We start from the raw sequence: 18,275 nt of genomic DNA on the forward strand, positions 1-18,275 counted from the left end.
TCAAGCCCCCAGCGGCGCGGCGCGGGCCGGCTTGCCGGCCTTGCTGATGCAATACTGCAGGGTGGACGGCGTGAGCACCGCGTCGAAGTTGACCGGCTCCTCCGACATGCTCGCCACCAGCACCGCCGTGATCGAGAAATTCAGGCGGTTCACCGAATCGCCCTGCAAGTCCAGGCTGGCACGCACCTTGCGCAGGCGCGGCTCGTGGCAGGCGATGGTGGTCTCGATGCTGGTGCAGATGGCCGCGCGGTCGGTGGGGCTGGACAGGCAGCGGTCGGCGAAATCGCCCAGCCCGTAGGTCACCATCGAACGGCTGCACTCGGGATACGCCTCGAGCGCCTCCTCCTGGACGGTGGAGCGCGTGTTGAGCAGGGCCTCGAGGTCGCGCGCCACGGTGTCCTTCAACTCTTCGATCGTCAGCCGTTGCGCGGCATGCCTGGGTGACGCCGATCCCGGCCCGCGGTTCGGCACTCCCAGCAGGCGATCGAACAGGCCCGGCGTGTATCCCTTCATGAGCTTCCCCTCTGCCTTGCCGTGTGGTTGGCAAAAAACGACTCGATGTTGCCATACCGGGCAGTGCCAACGTTTGATCAACTTCACATGGGCAACCCTTTCCAGTTGTTATGGTTATCAGAGATAGCTTGCACCACATCTGACAACACCTTGAGGGAAGAGACATGACCAGCAAAGTTCTCTGGGGCGAAGGTCTGTTATTGCGTCCCCAGCACTTCCAGCGGCAAGACCACTACCACGAGCAATGCCTCCAAAAAAGCATCAAGGCGGTGCATCCTTATGCCTGGGGTGTCGAGGCCTTGCAGGTCGACCGCGCGGCCCTGGCCAACAGCGTCCTGCGGCTGCTGGCGCTGTCGGTGCGCTTCCAGGACGGCGAACTGGTCGACGCACCGGAGATCGACGCCCTGCCCGAGACGGTGGACCTGAGCCTGCTGCCGCCGTCGCAGCAAACCATCACGTATTACGTCGCCCTGCCCGGCCTGAAACCCTTTACCGGCAATTTCACGCCGCCCGGCCAAACCAGCAACACGGCGCGTTTCGTGCAGGCGAACCAGGACACGCCGGACCTGTACACCCAGGCCGCGCCGGTGCAGCTGGCCTACCTGAAAAAGGCGGTGCGGCTGGTGTCGGAAGCCGACCCGCGCGACTCCTACATCCACTTCCCGCTGCTGCGCCTGCGGCGTGCAGCGAGCGGCGGCTTCGAGAACGACGACAGCTTCGTCCCGCCGACGCTGTCGGTGGGCGCTGCCCCGGTGCTGTTCCAGCAGCTGCGCCGCCTGCTGGACGCCCTGCAGGCCAAGACCGCCGCGCTGTACGGCCACCAGCGCGAGCCGAGCCGCAACGTGGTGGAGTTCCGCTCGGGCGACATGTCCTCGTTCTGGCTGCTGCACACGGCCAGCTCCGCGTATGCGACCCTGACCCATCACTTCCACCATCCGGCCCTGCATCCGGAGCGCCTGTACGAGCAGTTGCTCGACCTCGCGGGCGGCCTGATGACCTTTTCCAAGAGCTGGACCTTGTCCGACCTGCCGCCCTACCAGCACAACGACCCGGGACCGGGCTTCGCCCAGCTGCACACCATCATTCGCGAGCTGCTCGACACCGTGATCTCCTCGAAATACTTCGCGATCGCACTCAGCGAGGTGCGCCCGTCCTACCACATCGGCGCGCTCGACTCGGGCAAGATCGACGAAAAGACCACCTTCTACATCGCGGTGTCGGCAGCGATTCCGGCGGTGGAACTGGTGGACGTGGTGCCGCTGCGCTTCAAGGTCGGCGCGCCCGACGACGTGGAAAAATTCGTGCTGTCGGCACTGCCGGGGGTGCGCCTGCAGTACGCACCGCAGCTGCCCGCGGCGGTGCCGGTGCGTCCCGAGACCTGCTACTTCGTGCTGGAAGCGAAAGGGGCGATGTACGAGCGCATGCTCAAGGCCCAGTCCATCTCGATCTATGTCCCGGCCGGCATGAAGGAACTGCGGCTGGAACTGCTGGCCGTCACGGCATGAAGGCGGCGCCGGAGTTCCCGACCCTGGGCGTCTACGGCACGGGGCTGAGCCAGCACGCGCGGCTGATCACCCTGGCGAGCAGCCAGGACAGCGCGCTGCCCGAAGCGCTGGTGGTGGAAGGCTTCAGCGGGTTTGAAGCCGTCAACGAACTGTTCGGCTTCGACGTGGACGCGCTCAGCACCTCCACCGACCTCGACCTGGCACTGTTCATCGGCGAAGAACTCACCGTCGGACTGCTCCAGCCGGACGGCAGCCGGCGCATGTGGCACGGCCTGTGCACCTCGGCCTCGTGGCTGGGAGCGGACGGCGGCGTGGCGCGCTATCGCCTGCGCGTGGAACCGGCCCTGGGCATGCTGGCGCTGCGCCGCGACAGCTACATCTTCCAGGACAAGAACGTCCGCGAGATCGTCTGTGAATTACTCGCCGATTATCCACAGCTGCGCTTCGAGTTCGACATTGCGCAGCCGCTGCCGGCGCGCGCGGTGTGCACGCAGTACCGCGAGAGCGACCTGGATTTCTTCACGCGCCTGCTGGCGTCGGAAGGGCTGAACTGGCGCTTCGAACACGACCAGGCGGACGATCGCGATGACGGCGCGCATGGGCAGGCCAGGCACCGCCTGGTGATCTTCGACAGCAGGGCGGCGCTGCCCGCGACGCCGGGCGGAAACCTGATCCGCTTCCATGGCGTGCGGGCGACCGAGACCGATGATGCGATCGACGGCTTTCGCGCGCGCCGCGCGGTGCGGGCGAACGGGGTCGCGATCAGCAGCTGGGATCCGGCGCAGTTGCTGGCGCCTGGATACGAGCATGCCAGCCACCTGGATGCGGGCGAGCTGCCGGCGCTGCAGATCTACGATGGCAGTGGGGAGCGCATCGCCAGCGAGCGCCGTGCGGCCGATGCGCACGCCGAACTGATGCTGCAAGCGCTCGAGTTGGAGATCAAGCTGTTCGAAGGAACCGGGGCGGTGCGGCGGCTGGCAGCCGGTCACGCGTTTCACTTGAGCCAGCACGAGCGCTATCCGCAAGGTGAGAACGCCTTCAAGCTGCTGTCGGTGCGGCACGAAGGGCGCAACAATCTCGCTACCGGCATTGCGGGCGCCGTGTCGTCGGGTGTCGAGAACGGCAGCTATCGCAATGTGTTCACTTGCGTGCGCGAGCTGGTACCGCTGGTGCCGCGCCTGACCACGGCGCCGCATCGGATCACGGCGCCGGGGCCGCAGTGCGCGCTGGTGGTTGGGCTGGCGGATGCGGTGTCGACCACCCATCGCGATCATCAGGTGCGCATCCAGTTCGCGTGGCAGCGGGGCAGTCGTCCCAATCCGGGGGGCATGGCGCACAACACGGACCACAAAGGCTGCGCACCGGGCAACGAGACCTCAGGCACCTGGGTGCGCGTGGCCGAGGCGCTGGCCGGGCCCAACTGGGGCACGGTGTTCACGCCGCGCATCGGGACCGAAGTGCTGGTCGACTTCATCGAAGGCGATATCGACCGGCCGGTCATCGTGGCCCAGCTCCATAACGGCGCCGACCTGCCGCCGTTCTCGGCCGGCGTCGATTCGGGCGCCAACCATGCCGGCGCGCTGTCCGGAATCCACACCCGCAACTTCGACGGCAGCGGCTACAACCAGTGGCAGATCGACGACACCACCGGACAGCTGCGCATGCGCCTGGCGACCAGCCTCGGCGCCACCCAGCTCAATCTCGGTTACCTGATCCACCAGGAGCCCGGCAGTGCGCAGCGTGGCGCCTACCGCGGCACTGGTTTCGAGCTACGTACCGATGCCTGGGCGGTGATCCGCGGTGGCGAAGGCGTGCTCTTATCCACACGCGCACGTCCGGCCCTGGGAAGCAGCGTCAGTTCGACGCAGATGGATGTGTCGGAGGCGCTGGCGCAGTTCACGTCCGCCCAGGCCTTATCCACCAGGCTGGGCGACGCGGCGGCCCGGCAGCAGGCCTTGTTCAGCAAGGACGCCTCGCAGGCGCAGGCGGAATTCATCGCGCAGATCGATCCGCAGGAGAAAGGCAAGTATCCGGGGCCGGTGAACGGCCAGTCGGCCTTCAAAGCCAAGCCGGGGTCGCGCGAACTTGATTCCGCGCAGCCTGTGGAAAAGTTTGGCGTCCCGATCGTGCTGATGGATTCGGCGGCCAGCATCAACTGGGCCACGCCGGCATCGACCGTGCTGTACGCCGGGAAGCACCTGCACTGGACCACGCAGTCGGATCTGCACATGACGGCGGGGCACACGTTTTCGTCGGTCTCCGGCGGCGCGACCAGCCTGTTCACTCACGCTGGCGGCATCCAGGCGATCGCGGCGAACGGGTCGGTGTCGCTGCAGGCGCATACCGATGGGCTGGAGATCCTGGCGGACAAGGAGATTACGGTGATCTCGGTGAATGACTGCATCGAGATCAAGGCCAAGGAAAAGATCGTGCTGCAGGCGGGGGAGTCGTCGATCACGCTGGAGGGTGGGGATATCACGTTTGCGTGTCCGGGGACGTTTTCGGTGAAGGGGGGGCAGCATGTTTTTGGTAGCGGCGGTAAAGCTGAAGTCGAGTTATTAAGGTTGCCAGATTCCACCGTACGACAGTTCGACGAAGCTTTCGTTCTCGTAGACCGATCGACGGGAAGTCCGCTTGCGAACACGGATTACCGAATCAAGTACGCAAGCGGAGGGGTTGAATATGGTCGAACCGATGCCGAGGGGCAGACACATCTCGTACGGACTTTAGCATCCGAAGAAATCTATATCGAGGTCATGTCGTGAACCGCAACTCTACAGTCCCTGCGCGTTGGACAAGCACAGGTCATTCAAGAACGTCACCGATTGAGCAGACTACTCGAAAAACAGTTGTTATTGATAGCTACTATGTTGTCGTGGGATTCGAAGTGAATAAACCGGAGGCCTTTGTTGACGAAACACATGATTTAGCAGTTGACTACGGCCATGCTTTCTTTTACACCGTAAAAAATAATACTATTATTAGCGTTTTTAGTTTCGGCCCTAACGGAGCGGGGAAATTTGGCTGGTTTGACAAAGGTAGCACTTTTCCTCCAAATAAATACAATCGTTATGCACCGTTAAAAGACGGATACACCAACAGCCGCCCCGGAACCCCGGACTTCATCGTGACTGAAACTGTAAAGGCATTTCAATTGCGGATTTCTCTTGCTCAAGCAATGCGTCTTATCCATGAAACTAACAAAATACGTGCTGAGGTTATTTCTGGAGAACTACGTTACCATGCTTTCTTGAACGACACCTGCGCGGAAACTGCGAAAGAAATATTAGACGAAGTTGAAATTGATAATCCCAGTGGCTCTGGAGCTGTCAAGCACAGCAAGGCTCTGCCATTCTCAATCGCCTATTCTGTCAATCCATATGCATGGTATTTTAATTTTATTAAAAACGGATACAAAGCGAAGATTTTCAATCCAGGGCCTGCTCGGAGATGGCTGCCGTTAATAAACAAGTTAGACCCGATATATGGCACCATTCAAAAATGAAAACGTTATTTTTTGTGCTAGCGCTTCTTATCGTGGTCTCATCTGCACTGAGAATTTCAACTCTAATCGACGCAGGATACCTAAATGAGAAAACAAGATCTTCAAAAAATTCGCAGGCGGGAGAGGCAATGAAAGAAGACAAAAAATTTAGATCGCTCTACGAAAAAAATGATATTGAGAGTATTCCAGCGCAACTTTCACTGAATGAAGAAGAAAAAAAATATTTGGAAGACGTTATTTCTTCCGTAAATAACCTTATTGCACATAGGGCTTCACTAGCTCAGGAAGAACGTCGAATCTTAGGGCCAGGTAAGTTTTTTTGGCCAAAAGATCCTGCAGTTTCGACTGAGCTAATCAGATATTATGACGAAGAGAACTTTCGTTTAACAGGAATATCCTTGACTTTGAAGCGCAAAAATAGAACATCAGAATGGAGCAACGCCGTATTAACTTTCCAACCCCGTAACTTTCCCTATGGAAGATATATGGCCAAGCTGCCAGAGACGATTTTGGAAGAGTACGTTATAGAAAATGTTGCAGAAGAACTCCGTGAGAATGCGCAGGTCGTTAACCCGACTGTCTACCACTTTACGCACAAAGTACAAACTGGTGTAGTAATGAAAGTGGAATCACAACCGATGCAAGCGCGAAAATCGAACGATCTTCCTAATACCTTCTATGCCTTAGAAATTTCCCGTAATTGAGAAATACTCAGCAAGCTGGGATCTCGCTTGGGGTTTTATTTCTATTTTCGAGTTCTTTCTATGGGAAAAGACCAGCTTGAGTGTGGGCCAATGCTGAATTGTCATGCAGAGCGAGACCAAGGTCACTTAAGTGGTATAGCAGATACGATCAATTCAGCGACGCTCGTGTCATGCTTTAACCGGATACCCGGAATAGAAGAGCAGCTAGAATTAAGTAAAACATGAGCTACCAACACTGCGCTAGATATTTTGTTTATTTTCTTATGGTCACAAGCGGCATTTCATCTGCCTCAACAAAAGCTCTTTCTTTTCCGATAGTAACTAAAAATGGAAACAGCAATGAAAATTCTTGCTCGTCCCGACAAAAGAAAGAATTGATGAACAGCATTCATAAAAATGTCATGCGAGATAGTCGCGTACTTCAAACAGCAATTGATCTCATCTTATGTGCATTTGACACTCCTCAAAATACAAGGAAAATCACCAATTTTATCGATAATGTTGTAACAGGTATCTACGAAGGGACAGGCGAAGAGAAAGTCGTTGAGAGAGCTACGGCCAAGACAGAAATAGCCAAATATATTATGGCAAAGGGCCGGGCTTGGAGTACAACACTACAGTTTAGCGACGATGAAGTAACACTGCAGTATTTCTCGAACGAAGCATGTGTTGAAAGTGTAAAACTCCGACATTCCGAAAATTCGTGGTTAGTGTACGAGATCGGTGGTGCATGCGATTAAGAATATCTCATTTTTATTCTCGAGACTTTAGCTGATCGGCAGGAAATGCTCCACTGATGTTTTTCAAGGGATTTTTGCGCTTGCGCTATTCTGAACGCCCAGTAAGTTCGTAAGTTGGACTTTAGTAATGGTTGGGAGCCGCTTTGAAGACACCGCAGAATTCAATTCTTGGAAGCGTAGTGTCCGTATCTTGTCTGATGCTTGTCGCAAGCGGTTGTGCGCAGTCCGGGCAGTTTCAGTCATACGCACCAAACTCTACGACGCCAGCCACCTCAAAGCGAGGCAGCACAATGACTAGCGATAGCTTATTTGAGCAAGTGCCGTTGGACACAAGCGATCAAAATATTTGCTCACCTGCTGATCCAGGAATTTATTGGCGCGGTGTATTGTTACGCGCCCCTTCACACGTTGCATTACCTGAAAATTTGGCGCAGTACACGGAGTTTGTCGTGCCAATATGTGGTCTATATCTTGTTAACGCCGCTGATACCGTTCGTCATCCGGGGCCGTTGGTTCTAGTTGTTACTGATAACGCATCTGGCGAGACATACAAAGGCGGGATCATTAAGGAAGATCCTAATCCGACGATTCCTCAACCCCAATCGCGTTCCCCGAAGCGTTCCAGCAAGCAAGCCTTTGGCAGCTACTTCAACTTGAATGTAGCAGCTTATGTGAAGCTGCCCTTACGTTCTGCTTGTTATCGCGTAAAGGTCGAGTACGCAGGACATCAGTCCAATGAGGTAAACATCGAAACCGTGCAACAGCCTGGGGAAGCGAAGTGCGGCCCTAGTCTTCATGACCAATAAAAGATACCTCTCAATAACAAAGCATTCTATTTACCAAAGTTTAGCGACATAGGGTCAACACGAGATTTTATATTTGTAAATCAAGTTTTCTCAATTAATACTCAACAGAATTAGGAGTGTATATGGCAGGCGCCTTGATTACGCTCGGCGATAAAACTTCTCATGGAGGAGCGGTCATCGAAGCCTCTCCCCATAGCGATACAGGTGGCAAAGGGATCGCACGAGTGGGGGACAAAGCGAGTTGCCCCAAACACGGCCCCAACCCCATCATCAGCGGCGACTCGACACTGATCATCGACGGCAAGCCGGCCGCGCGTCACGGCGACAAAACAGCCTGCGGCGCCACCCTGATCGCCGGGCAACAAGCAACGATCGACAACATTTGAGCGACAGCCATGACAACAACGACAACAACACCGGCAAGTTTCAAGGCCGAGTGGTTCAAACTGGGTGCCATCGTCGTCACCACCTTCGTGGTCTGCTGGACGCTCGCGATCGGATACTGGCACTTCACTGATCGCAATCCCGGGATAGGCGAGCTGGGACTGGCTTTGTTCGCCCTGCCTTTGGGCATCCTGCTCGCCTTCTGGAGCGGACAAAAAGCCATCGCTGCCCGCGCCGCATCTGTCCCCACCAGTGCATCGAAACCCGCCGTTTCCGCGCCGAGCACAACTACGGCAGCAAGTACGCCCGTGCTGGCGATTGTCGGCACGGCGTTACGCTCGCCGCACGGTAGCTCGGCGGACGATCTCGCCAGCGCCATCGCCGATAACGAAGCCTGTGCAGACCTGGACCAGGAACTGGTCGATGACAATGGTTTCCCGGTGATGACGGCACGTTGCGACGATGCCCAGGACGCGATGCTGCAGGACGAGATTGTAGAGTGGCTGTCCAGCCAGGGCATGCGACCGGAATTCTCGGAAGAACAATGGCGCGCGCTGATCCTGGCCACCGGCGTGGCAGCCGAACTTGCCAGCCAGGCTGCCGGCGAGCTGATGCCGGTCGAGGGAACGCCACCGCGGCTTCAATTGAGGCTGCTGCTGCCCGATGACTGGGCTGCCGACAGTCGTCACGCGATGACGACCTGGCTGACCCACACGGTGGGCCAGTATGGCTGGCCGGTAGCCGACATCGCCGTCCCGGAGGGACAGGAACAGCCGCACATGACGCCAGCAAAAGTACTCGCACAACTGATGCCGACAACGTCGTCGGCCAACGCGCCCGTGATCGGCCTCGTGATCGCCTGTGCCTCGCTGATCGGCCAGGAAAGCATCGACCGCCTGGCTGCCCGGTCCGCCCTGTTCACCGCCTCGCAATCGCGCGGCCAGATTCCCGGTGAGGGCGCGGCGGGACTGCTGTTGACGGACCTGACGCTGGCGCAATCGTGCGGCGCCGATGTCGCCCTGCTCGGCCCCTTCGACGAGCGCCGTCGCGACAGCTCGGCGGATGAGGCCCGCCAGGCCGATTCGACCCTGCTGATGGAGATGACAACGCAGATCAGCCAAGCCGCTGCCGTTGACCTGTCGCAGATCGACATGGTCGTCGCGGACACTGCGCATCGGCCGAACCGGGTCCTTGAACTGATGGGCCTGAGCACGCCGGCGATTCCGCAGGTCGATGCGGCGGACGATATCGTCCGCATCGGTCTCGGCAGTGGAAGCTGCGGGGCGGTGCCTTTCCTGACGGTACTGGCGCTGGCCCGCCACTACGCGCTGGAGCGCCAGGCGCCGATCCTGTGCATCGGCAACGAGGATCCGTTTGTGCGCTGCGCCGCGCTGGTGCGTCCCCCGGCATGAGCCGCCGGTGAATCCTCACAGGTTCAGGTGTTCAGCGAATTGACCACCAGCTTGCGCTTGCCGTTCGGCGCCAGCGGTATATCGGTCTCTTCCTGCAGCGAGATGTCGAAGAAGCCGCCCCAGCGTTTCTGCTGGGCATCCAGCACGAAGGCGCGCTGCTCGTCGTTGAGGCGGCCATGGCGCGGCACCACCGCCAGCGTGATCTCGCCCGCCTTTTTCTGCCGCACCTGGTACAGGCGCACGAAGTCCCAGGTCACTTCGTCGATCACGATCGACAGGCCCGGAATGCGCTTGCCGCTGCGGTCGAGCAGGTATTCGTGGCCGCGGCCATCGATGGCCTGGCAGCGGCCATCCGCATCGATCAGACCGTAGTCGTTGGTCCGGTAACGGATCAGGGGCATCACGTCGTTCCACAGCGAGGTCCCGACGATCTCCGGGCGGTCGCCGTCCATGCGGTTTTCGTTCCAGCCATAGAGCGGCTGGAACTGGTAATCGGAGATGCCGCGCTCGTCCACCTGCAGGAATGCCAGGTTGGTACGCTCGGACAAGCCGTAATTCAGCGACACCGGCGCGCCGAACAGCCGGCGGATCGACGCCAGCTGCGCCGGGGTCGCCGGTTCCGAGGCCAGCAGCACGGCTTTTACTTGCACCCCGAGCTCGCCGGACTGGACCAGTTCGGACAGCGCCGTCACCGAACTCGGGTAGCCATGCACATACTCAGGCTGGAAGCGCCGGATGGCCTCGACGATGGTCGCCTTGTGTTGCTCGTGCACGTGGTAGGGCGAGAGCATCAGGCGGTTGCCGACCACGCGCGCCGGTTCTTCGTGCGCCAGGCGGCGCGCGTCGGCGCCGATGCGCAGGATGCGCGACTTGTCGAAGGAGAAGCCGAGCTTGCCCCACTCGTGCGTAAAAAAAGCCTTTTCGATGTCGGCCAGGCGCTTGGTGCGCCACAGGCCGATGCCCTGGCCGGACGAGCCGCCGCTGGTGGCGTACATCAGTTTTTGCGGATCGAGCCGGCGATCGAGGAAGTCGCGCTGTTGCGACATGACGTCTTCCTTGGCCAGGAACGGGAAGGCAGCCAGCACCTCGTGCACGGGTTCGTTGTTTGCTTCCTCGACGCTCAGCCTGACGTTGCGCTGGTAGAAGGGCACGTGTTCGAGGGCATGGACGAGGATCTTGCGCAGGCGCAGATTGGCCTGGTCCGCGACCGCCGCCTTGTCTTGCGACAGCATGTCCAGCACGCTGAAGAAGTCGGGGTGATACAGGACGCGGCTCGGAATGTAGCGGCGCCAGGCGTAATAGGGTTTGGCAAGCAGGTCGTGGATGCTCACGTTATCCCCCATTCAGCACGCGATTGAACTCTGCCGGCGATTTGTCGCCCAGCCCCAGCCGTTCCAGCGTGCGGGCTTCACCTGCGAAGTCGCGGTCCAGTAGGCCGCTGGCGATGACGATCAAGGCGTCGGCAGTCGGAGTCGGCACCCCCATCAGGCGGCCGATCGAGGACAGCAGCGCCAGCCCCATCGGCACGTCTTCGGTAATGAAGCGCGTCTGCAGGGTGGCCGGTCCCTTCGGGCCGCCCTCGGCCGCATAGCGGCGGAATACGGAAATCGACGGTTGCGACAGGTCTTCTTCGTTACGGAACTTGCACTCGTCGAAGTACGGCGAAGGCTTGCCGCCGGTGGCCGCGATGACGGCGTTCTTTTCGGCGTCGAGCTTGTACAGCAGGTTCAGCACGGACGGCGTGAAGGCCTCGCGGTACATCCAGAATTCGCCTTCCGCGTGCTCGATGCGGCTGGCCGACAGCAGGGTGCCGATGGTGTGCACGATCAGGTTCGGGTTGTGCATCGCGGACTCGACCACGTTGCTGCGTTTCGCGACATAGGTCGGGAACAGGCAGGCGGCGCGTTCCAGTCCTTCGTCGGCGCGCTCGCGCGGCAGGAAGGCCAGGGCATTGCGGGTGTTGCGGAACAAAACGTTAACCACACCCGGCTCGACGATGCGCGCGTCGTAGGGCAGGCTTTCGCCTTCTGCCAGCAGGAAGGCTTCCTTTTGCTGATAGGGCAGGAAGTAGCAGGAACCCATATAGCCGGGCGCCAGCAGCACCAGCTGGTGGGCCTTGAGGTAGGGACCGATCAGCTCGGCGATCTCGGCATGGCACTGCGTCTGGGTGGTGATGATGATCGCGTCCGGCGTCTCGGCGAAGGCTTCCTTGAGATCGCGCGTAGCCAGGGCGATCTGCGCCGTGCTGGTTTCGCCGCCCTTCGGATTGCTGATGAGCTTGATCGTGCGGGTGTCGCGCACGGTATCGAAGTTCTGGTCGTGCAGCGAGTGCGAGGTTTTCAGCAAGGCGACCCGGTGCCCGTCCTGCGCGAGGATCGCGCCGAGCGCGCATCCTGCATTGCCTGCACCTACCATTAAGACATTCATGCGTCCTCCATCGGACCGGCCGGACGGCACGACGCGGCGCGCGTCAGTACCCGGTTCCGCTAGGCGGCGGCCCGGTCATTGGGTTCATCAAGGCGGCAACAGGCTCATGGAATCGCGCAACCGCGTCCCAGGAGGAGTTACAGTGGTCACAGTGCCTCTCCGCGTCACCGCACGAATTGAAAATTATCAAATAAGCATTTGATTAAGCTGCTCATCGATGAAATTAAGATAAGTTTGTTCAGTTGGGAAGTCAACCGAATTCCCGTCTGTGTCACGCTGCAGGAAGCGTACAGATCGGGGAGAAAAGAACACACTTTGCCTACTGTTAATAGTATTTAATGGGCCTAGGCAAACAGATATTCGGTGAGGCTCACCCTCTGGAGGCGCAGTCACGATGCGCTGCTGAGCGCACCATGTGGGCTTTCTTAGCGGCTGGCCATGCGACGTGGCGGCGGCTGCATATGAATCTGACATGGAGATGTCATACACACACATTGTTACAATTTTGTTCACGCAAAATCGTGACCGACCTGTCCTGTCGACGGGTCGTCTGTTCAGTCAGGCAAACAGCAGCAGGGCCGCCACGCCCCCCAGCGCGCAGTACAGAACCGCAACCACGACGGTACGGCGCAGCACCTCGGCTTCGCGTCCTGTCAGATCGACGGTGGCGCTGGCCGCGACAATGTTATGCGGACAGATAATGTTGCCGACCGCCGCGCCGAAACCTTGGGCGGCGCTGAGGCCCAGGACGGACAAGCCGAGCTGGCGTGCAGTAGCGACCTGGAACTCCGTCAACAGAATATTCGATGCCGTTGCCGAGCCAGTCACGAAGGTACCGAGGGCGCCGATGGCCGGGGCGAGCAAGGGCCACCAGCTGCCGACGCCACTGGCGCTCGCGGCCAGCGCATCGATCATGCCGGCGTGAACCATGACGCGCGACAGGCCCAGCATGGCCAGCAGCGCGGCGCACACCGGCAGCAGGCGCTTGACGACCGACGCCATGACCGATGTCAGCAAGGCGATCGGCACGCGGTTCAGCAGTGCCGCCAGAATCAGGCTCGCCAGCAACATCGTCCCCGGGTGATAGAGAACCTGCATGCTGGCGCCGAACGGTCCAAGCGACCAGGCAAGGGCGACGGAGCCCAGCGTGGCTTTGAGTGCCGGTAGCAGCCGGGTGGCCAGCACCAGAAAGATCAGCAGCAGGTAGGGAGCACTGGCCCTGAGCACCGCGACGGCGCTGATGCCGGGCGTGCTCGCCGCCGCAGCGGTGCGGCCGCCGAGCTTGAGCACGCCGACGAACAGCAAGGCGCCCAGCAGCGCTCCGCCCAGCGTGGGCAGTTCAGGGCCAACATAGCGTGCCAGCAGATAGAAAGGAAGCAGGAAGCAACATGCGGCGAACAACGCCCAGCCCCACAATGGCGCTGTGCGGATCTCCCCGCCGAGTGCGCGGGCGGCAAGCAGCATGACGACCAGCGGCATCATCCAGCCCAGCAGCACATGGTAGGCGGCGGTGGCGCCGGCCAGTGCGAGACCGGGCAAGCCGCTGGCTGCCACTTGCGGAAGCACCGGCGTGCCGACCGCGCCAAAGGATACCCCGACCGCATGGCCGATCAACGCGATGCTCACCGCGGCGACCTTGCCGAAGCCTGCGCTGACGAGAAAGGGCGCCGCCAGCGCCACCGGCGTGCCGAATCCGGCGGCGCCCTCGACAAAGAGCACGAAAAACCAGGCGATCAACAAAGCCAGGATACGCGCATCGCCGGTGATGCGCCCCATCGCCTTGCGCAGTATGTCCATGCTGCCGGTGCGCACCTGCATTTCATGGATGCACAGCGCAGGAAAAATGATCCACAGGACGGTGAGCGCGATGAATCCCGCTTCCGCCATCGCACCGCCGACACTGCCGAACCGGCCCCATTGGGGCATGACGGTCGTGCCGAGACCGAATCCTGAAATGGCAACAACGATGGCGGCGGCCAGTCCGGCGCTACCGGCGCGCGCGGCGGAGGCCCGCATGCCGATCATCAATACCAGGACCACCAGGATGGGAAGGGCCGCAAGCATGGAGCAGTCAAGCCTGTCTGGTGCAAGTGGGAAACGCCGGGCGCGGCGTATGCGCCGATGTGTCAGCAACAGCATACCAAACACGAAGGCGCATACCAACACAAGCGGCATGTATCCGGCCGGCACGGCCTACCGGTTATGGGCGGCTTCGTGGAAGGTAAAACGGCCCCGACACGAAGTGTCGAGGCCGCATAGCCACGTCAAACCTGGTGCGGGAGTGACGTATTTATTTGCAGGTGCACCACCTGCTCAGCGCAGTGCCCGCCTTACTCCACCGTCACCGACTTCGCCAAGTTGCGCGGCTTGTCCACGTCGGTGCCGCGCGCCAGCGCGGTGTGGTAGGCCAGCAGCTGCAGCGCGGCCACGTGCAGGATCGGCGACAGTTCGCCGTAGTGCTCCGGCAGGCGGATCACGTGCAGGCCTTCGCCCGAGGTGATGCGCGAATCGACGTCGGCGAACACGTACAGTTCGCCGCCGCGGGCGCGTACTTCCTGCATGTTCGACTTCAGTTTTTCCAGCAGCGCGTCGTTCGGGGCGATCGTGACCACCGGCATCTCTTCGGTTACCAGCGCCAGCGGGCCGTGCTTCAGCTCGCCTGCCGGGTAGGCTTCGGCGTGGATGTACGAGATTTCCTTCAGCTTCAGTGCACCTTCCAGGGCGATCGGGTAGTGCATGCCGCGGCCCAGGAACAGGGCGTTTTCCTTGCGCGCGAATTCTTCGGCCCAGGCGATGATCTGCGGCTCCAGCGCCAGCACCGCGCTCAGCGCGACCGGCAGGTGGCGCATCATTTTCAGGTGTTCGGCTTCTTCGGCCTCGGTCAGGCGGCCGTTCACTTGCGCCAGGGTCAAGGTCAGGAGGAACAGCGCGGCCAGCTGGGTGGTAAAGGCCTTGGTCGAGGCCACGCCCACTTCGACGCCGGCGCGGGTGATGTAGGCCAGCTTGCACTCGCGCACCATGGCGCTGGTGGCAACGTTGCAGATGGTGAGCGTATGCGGCATGCCGAGGCTGCGCGCATGTTTCAGTGCGGCCAGGGTGTCGGCGGTCTCGCCGCTCTGCGAGATGGTGACCACCAGGGTCTGCGGGTGCGGCACGCTGTCGCGGTAGCGGTATTCGCTGGCGATCTCGACGTTGACCGGCACCTTGGCGATGCGCTCGATCCAGTACTTCGCGGTCAGGCCGGCGTAGTAGCTGGTGCCGCAGGCCAGGATCAGCACGCGGTCGATTTCCTTGAACACGCCATAGGCGCCGTCGCCGAACAGTTCCGGCATGATCGCGGTCACGCCCTCGAGGGTGTCGCCGATGACGCGCGGCTGCTCGAAGATTTCCTTCTGCATGTAGTGGCGGTACGGGCCGAGCTCGGCCGCGCCGGTGTGGGCGTGCACGGTTTTCACTTCGCGCTCGACCGGACGGCCTTCGCTATCGACGATCCAGTAGCGTGCCAGCTGCAGGTCGACCACATCGCCTTCTTCGAGGTAGATGATGCGGTTGGTGGTGCCGGCCAGCGCCATCGCGTCCGAGGCGACGAAGTTTTCGTTCTCGCCGACGCCGACGATCAGCGGCGAGCCCTGGCGGGCAGCGATGACGCGGTGCGGTTCTTCACGCGAGAACACGGCGATGGCGTAGGCGCCATGCAGGCGCTTGACGGCCTGCTGGACGGTATCGAACAGGTCGCCGTTATACATGTGATCGACCAGGTGGGCGATGACTTCGGTATCGGTCTGGCTGGTGAAGGCGTAGCCGAGCGCCTTCAGCTCGGTGCGCAACTCGTCGTGGTTCTCGATGATGCCGTTGTGGACAAGTGCGATGCGCGCATTGTCTTCGCTCGGCGAGAAGTGCGGGTGGGCATTGTGCGAAGCAGGGGCGCCGTGGGTGGCCCAGCGGGTGTGGGCGATGCCGGTGAAACCGTCGAGGTGGGCTTCGCGCACCTGCGATTCGAGCTCGGCCACGCGCGAGGTGCTGCGCGAGCGGGTCAGTTTACCGTCCAGGTGGACGGCGACGCCGCAGGAGTCATAACCGCGATATTCCAGGCGTTTCAGGCCCTCGATCAGGATGGGAGTGATGTTGCGCTTGGCGACTGCACCGACGATACCGCACATGTTGACCTCGTTTGAAGATTTGCAATGAAACCTATCGTAGAGCAACTAGCGTGAAATAAGCTTTCAGAGTTCGCCTATTTTTGACAGATTATTTCACGAGAGGTAAGATGTGAAATATTATTTCATTTAGATCGTTATTTTTAAAGTTTATTTCACGCCATGTCAGATCAACTACCCCTGGACGAACTCGATCGTCGCATCCTGACTAGCTTGCAGACTGATGCATCGCATACGAACGCCGAATTGGCTGAACTGGTACACGTCTCGCCACCTACTTGTTTGCGCCGCGTAAAACAACTCACCGACAGCGGCGTCATCGAACGCCAGGTGGCGATCGTCGATCCGGCCAAGGTGGGGGCGCGCCTCACCGCGATCGTCGAGATCACGCTCGACGTACAGGCGGCCGAGCGCATGGACGAGTTCGAAACCCTGGTGGCGCCCGATACCGCCGTCCTGCAGTGCTACCGCGTCAGCCCGGGCCCGGATTTCGTGCTGGTGGTGCAGGTGGCCGACATGCCGGCCTACCATGCGCTGGCCCATCGGCTGTTTACGGCGCATGCCAACGTGCGCAACGTCAAAGCCTATTTTTCCACCCACCGATCCAAGTTCGACACCCGGATCGTGGTTTAGATGAACAAGAAACCTGTGGAAAACTTTGTGGGTAAGCACCCGGAAAAGCACCGGATAAGCATGTGATTAGCCTGTGTTTTTCCTGTGATTACCCTGTCGGTATCGGTGGATTATTTCTTCGTTTTCACCGGACGCGACCAGCCTTCGATGCTCATCTGCTTCGAGCGCGAGATGGTCAGCTTGCCGGCCGGCGCATCCTTGGTGAGCGTGGTGCCGGCGCCCAGGGTCGCACCCTTGCCCACCGTCACCGGCGCCACCAGCTGGCTGTCGCTGCCGATGAAGGCGTCGTCCTCGATCACGGTGCGGAACTTGTTGGCACCATCGTAATTGCAGGTGATGGTGCCGGCGCCGATGTTCACGCGCGAGCCGACGGTGGCGTCGCCCACGTAGGCCAGGTGGTTGGCCTTGCTGTGCGCGGCAACCTGGCTGTTCTTGATCTCGACGAAGTTACCCACATGGACGTCTTCGCCCAGCTCGGTACCCGGGCGCAGGCGTGCGTAGGGGCCGATCTGCGACTTGTCGCCCACCACCGCGTCTTCGATGTGGCAGAAGGGCTTGATCTGGGCGCCGGCGCCGACCTTGGCGTTGACGAGCACGCAATGCGGACCGACGGTCACGCCGTCAGCCAGCTCGACCCGGCCTTCGAACACGCAGCCGACATCGACCACGACATCGCGGCCGCAGACGAGTTCGCCGCGCACGTCGATGCGCGCCGGATCCATCAGGGTCACGCCCTTCTCGAGCAGCGCATTGGCGATGTTCAGCTGGTGACGGCGCTCGAGCTCGGCCAACTGCACCTTGCTGTTGACGCCGGCCACTTCCCATTCGGCCGAAGGCTGGGCCGAGACCACCGGCACGCCGTCCAGCACCGCCTGGGCCACGATGTCGGTCAGGTAGTACTCGCCCTGTGCATTGTTGTTCGACAACGCGGCCAGCCACTTCTTGAGGTGGGTGGTCGGGACGCACATGATGCCGCTGTTGATTTCGCGGATCGCGCGCTCGGCCTCGCTGGCATCCTTTTCTTCGACGATGCGCACGATCTTGCCGTCCTCGCGCACGATGCGGCCCAGGCCGAAGGGATTGGCCTGCTCGACGGTCAGGATGGCGAGCTTGTCGGTGCCGGCGGCCTCGACCAGGCGGCCGAGCGATGCGGCGGTGGTCAGCGGCACGTCGCCGTACAACACCAGGGTCGATACGCTCTCATCCAGCTGGGGCACGGCCTGCATCACGGCATGGCCGGTGCCGAGCTGCGGCTGTTGCAGGGCGGTGTCGATCGTGGTGCCGGTCTGCTCGGCCAACGTGCCGACCATCTCCGGCACCGCTGCGCCTCCGTGCCCGTAAATCACGCATAATTTACTCGGCGATAAGCTATGTGCGGTATCGATAACATGACGCAATAGCGGTTTCCCCGCCAGCGGATGCAAGACCTTCGGCAGCGCGGACTGCATGCGTTTTCCCATGCCAGCGGCGAGGATGACAACGTTCATAA

The 18,275-nt window shown here is 60.6% G+C and carries 15 protein-coding genes; 9 read left to right on the top strand and 6 right to left on the bottom strand.

The window, feature by feature from the left end:
• Entirely contained in the window at window positions 1–513 is a 513-nt protein-coding gene (gene tssE / locus IM543_01150) for a type VI secretion system baseplate subunit TssE (GenBank protein QOY94563.1), read from the bottom strand.
• Between the two features lie 164 nt (window positions 514–677).
• Here tssE and tssK point away from each other — a divergent pair, with 164 nt between their 5' ends.
• The 8 genes from tssK to IM543_01190 all read left to right on the top strand — a co-directional run bounded on the left by tssK (window position 678) and on the right by IM543_01190 (window position 9,569).
• Window positions 678–2,018, top strand: a complete 1,341-nt coding sequence (tssK, locus tag IM543_01155; protein QOY94564.1) for a type VI secretion system baseplate subunit TssK — start codon at window positions 678–680, stop codon at window positions 2,016–2,018.
• Window positions 2,015–4,783 carry a type VI secretion system tip protein VgrG gene (locus IM543_01160; GenBank protein QOY94565.1) on the top strand — a complete coding sequence of 923 codons (2,769 nt, stop codon included), beginning with the start codon at window positions 2,015–2,017 and terminating at the stop codon, window positions 4,781–4,783. The genes tssK and IM543_01160 overlap by 4 nt, the downstream gene beginning before the upstream one ends.
• The gene (locus tag IM543_01165) at window positions 4,780–5,523 is read left to right on the top strand and encodes a hypothetical protein (protein QOY94566.1); all 744 of its coding nucleotides are present in this window, start codon (window positions 4,780–4,782) and stop codon (window positions 5,521–5,523) included. Before IM543_01160 ends, IM543_01165 begins: the two co-directional genes overlap by 4 nt.
• A gap of 128 nt (window positions 5,524–5,651) precedes the next feature.
• Window positions 5,652–6,227: a hypothetical protein gene (locus IM543_01170; protein QOY94567.1), complete on the top strand. Its 576-nt coding sequence runs from the start codon at window positions 5,652–5,654 to the stop codon at window positions 6,225–6,227.
• Window positions 6,228–6,448: 221 nt separating this feature from the next.
• Complete coding sequence (locus tag IM543_01175) at window positions 6,449–6,967, top strand: hypothetical protein (protein ID QOY94568.1); 519 nt, start codon at window positions 6,449–6,451, stop codon at window positions 6,965–6,967.
• 290 nt (window positions 6,968–7,257) lie between these two features.
• Window positions 7,258–7,773 carry a hypothetical protein gene (locus IM543_01180; GenBank protein QOY94569.1) on the top strand — a complete coding sequence of 172 codons (516 nt, stop codon included), beginning with the start codon at window positions 7,258–7,260 and terminating at the stop codon, window positions 7,771–7,773.
• A 122-nt stretch (window positions 7,774–7,895) separates the two neighbouring features.
• Window positions 7,896–8,159 carry a PAAR domain-containing protein gene (locus IM543_01185; GenBank protein ID QOY94570.1) on the top strand — a complete coding sequence of 88 codons (264 nt, stop codon included), beginning with the start codon at window positions 7,896–7,898 and terminating at the stop codon, window positions 8,157–8,159.
• A gap of 9 nt (window positions 8,160–8,168) precedes the next feature.
• Window positions 8,169–9,569, top strand: coding sequence for a hypothetical protein (locus tag IM543_01190; GenBank protein ID QOY94571.1), 1,401 nt, complete (start codon window positions 8,169–8,171; stop codon window positions 9,567–9,569).
• Between the two features lie 23 nt (window positions 9,570–9,592).
• Here the strand turns inward: IM543_01190 and IM543_01195 are convergent, their stop codons facing one another.
• The 4 genes from IM543_01195 to glmS all read right to left on the bottom strand — a co-directional run bounded on the left by IM543_01195 (window position 9,593) and on the right by glmS (window position 16,156).
• Window positions 9,593–10,900 (bottom strand): hypothetical protein, encoded by a 1,308-nt coding sequence (locus tag IM543_01195; GenBank protein QOY94572.1) that lies wholly within the window; start codon window positions 10,898–10,900, stop codon window positions 9,593–9,595.
• A 1-nt stretch (window position 10,901) separates the two neighbouring features.
• Window positions 10,902–11,996, bottom strand: a complete 1,095-nt coding sequence (locus tag IM543_01200; protein ID QOY94573.1) for an NAD/NADP octopine/nopaline dehydrogenase family protein — start codon at window positions 11,994–11,996, stop codon at window positions 10,902–10,904.
• A gap of 558 nt (window positions 11,997–12,554) precedes the next feature.
• Window positions 12,555–14,060 (bottom strand): L-lactate permease, encoded by a 1,506-nt coding sequence (locus tag IM543_01205; protein ID QOY94574.1) that lies wholly within the window; start codon window positions 14,058–14,060, stop codon window positions 12,555–12,557.
• A gap of 266 nt (window positions 14,061–14,326) precedes the next feature.
• The gene (gene glmS, locus IM543_01210; protein QOY94575.1) at window positions 14,327–16,156 is read right to left on the bottom strand and encodes a glutamine--fructose-6-phosphate transaminase (isomerizing); all 1,830 of its coding nucleotides are present in this window, start codon (window positions 16,154–16,156) and stop codon (window positions 14,327–14,329) included.
• Window positions 16,157–16,315: 159 nt separating this feature from the next.
• Between glmS and IM543_01215 the strand changes: the two genes are divergently transcribed.
• The gene (locus tag IM543_01215; GenBank protein ID QOY94576.1) at window positions 16,316–16,786 is read left to right on the top strand and encodes an Lrp/AsnC family transcriptional regulator; all 471 of its coding nucleotides are present in this window, start codon (window positions 16,316–16,318) and stop codon (window positions 16,784–16,786) included.
• 110 nt (window positions 16,787–16,896) lie between these two features.
• Here the strand turns inward: IM543_01215 and glmU are convergent, their stop codons facing one another.
• On the bottom strand, window positions 16,897–18,273 hold the full coding sequence (glmU, locus tag IM543_01220; GenBank protein QOY94577.1) for a bifunctional UDP-N-acetylglucosamine diphosphorylase/glucosamine-1-phosphate N-acetyltransferase GlmU: 1,377 nt from the start codon (window positions 18,271–18,273) through the stop codon (window positions 16,897–16,899).
• Window positions 18,274–18,275 lie beyond the last annotated feature (2 nt).

The sequence above is a fragment of the Massilia sp. UMI-21 genome, from assembly GCA_015277795.1.
Classification (GTDB): Bacteria; Pseudomonadota; Gammaproteobacteria; order Burkholderiales; family Burkholderiaceae_D; genus Telluria.

Bases quoted from the DNA above. Each gene is read 5' to 3' on its own strand.
- tssE (QOY94563.1), bottom strand. From the start codon at position 513: ATGAAGGGATACACGCCGGGCCTGTTCGATCGCCTGCTGGGAGTGCCG.
- tssK (QOY94564.1), top strand. From the start codon at position 678: ATGACCAGCAAAGTTCTCTGGGGCGAAGGTCTGTTATTGCGTCCCCAG.
- IM543_01160 (QOY94565.1), top strand. From the start codon at position 2,015: ATGAAGGCGGCGCCGGAGTTCCCGACCCTGGGCGTCTACGGCACGGGG.
- IM543_01170 (QOY94567.1), top strand. From the start codon at position 5,652: ATGAAAGAAGACAAAAAATTTAGATCGCTCTACGAAAAAAATGATATT.
- IM543_01175 (QOY94568.1), top strand. From the start codon at position 6,449: ATGAGCTACCAACACTGCGCTAGATATTTTGTTTATTTTCTTATGGTC.
- IM543_01180 (QOY94569.1), top strand. From the start codon at position 7,258: ATGACTAGCGATAGCTTATTTGAGCAAGTGCCGTTGGACACAAGCGAT.
- IM543_01185 (QOY94570.1), top strand. From the start codon at position 7,896: ATGGCAGGCGCCTTGATTACGCTCGGCGATAAAACTTCTCATGGAGGA.
- IM543_01190 (QOY94571.1), top strand. From the start codon at position 8,169: ATGACAACAACGACAACAACACCGGCAAGTTTCAAGGCCGAGTGGTTC.
- IM543_01200 (QOY94573.1), bottom strand. From the start codon at position 11,996: ATGAATGTCTTAATGGTAGGTGCAGGCAATGCAGGATGCGCGCTCGGC.
- IM543_01205 (QOY94574.1), bottom strand. From the start codon at position 14,060: ATGCTTGCGGCCCTTCCCATCCTGGTGGTCCTGGTATTGATGATCGGC.
- glmS (QOY94575.1), bottom strand. From the start codon at position 16,156: ATGTGCGGTATCGTCGGTGCAGTCGCCAAGCGCAACATCACTCCCATC.
- IM543_01215 (QOY94576.1), top strand. From the start codon at position 16,316: ATGTCAGATCAACTACCCCTGGACGAACTCGATCGTCGCATCCTGACT.
- glmU (QOY94577.1), bottom strand. From the start codon at position 18,273: ATGAACGTTGTCATCCTCGCCGCTGGCATGGGAAAACGCATGCAGTCC.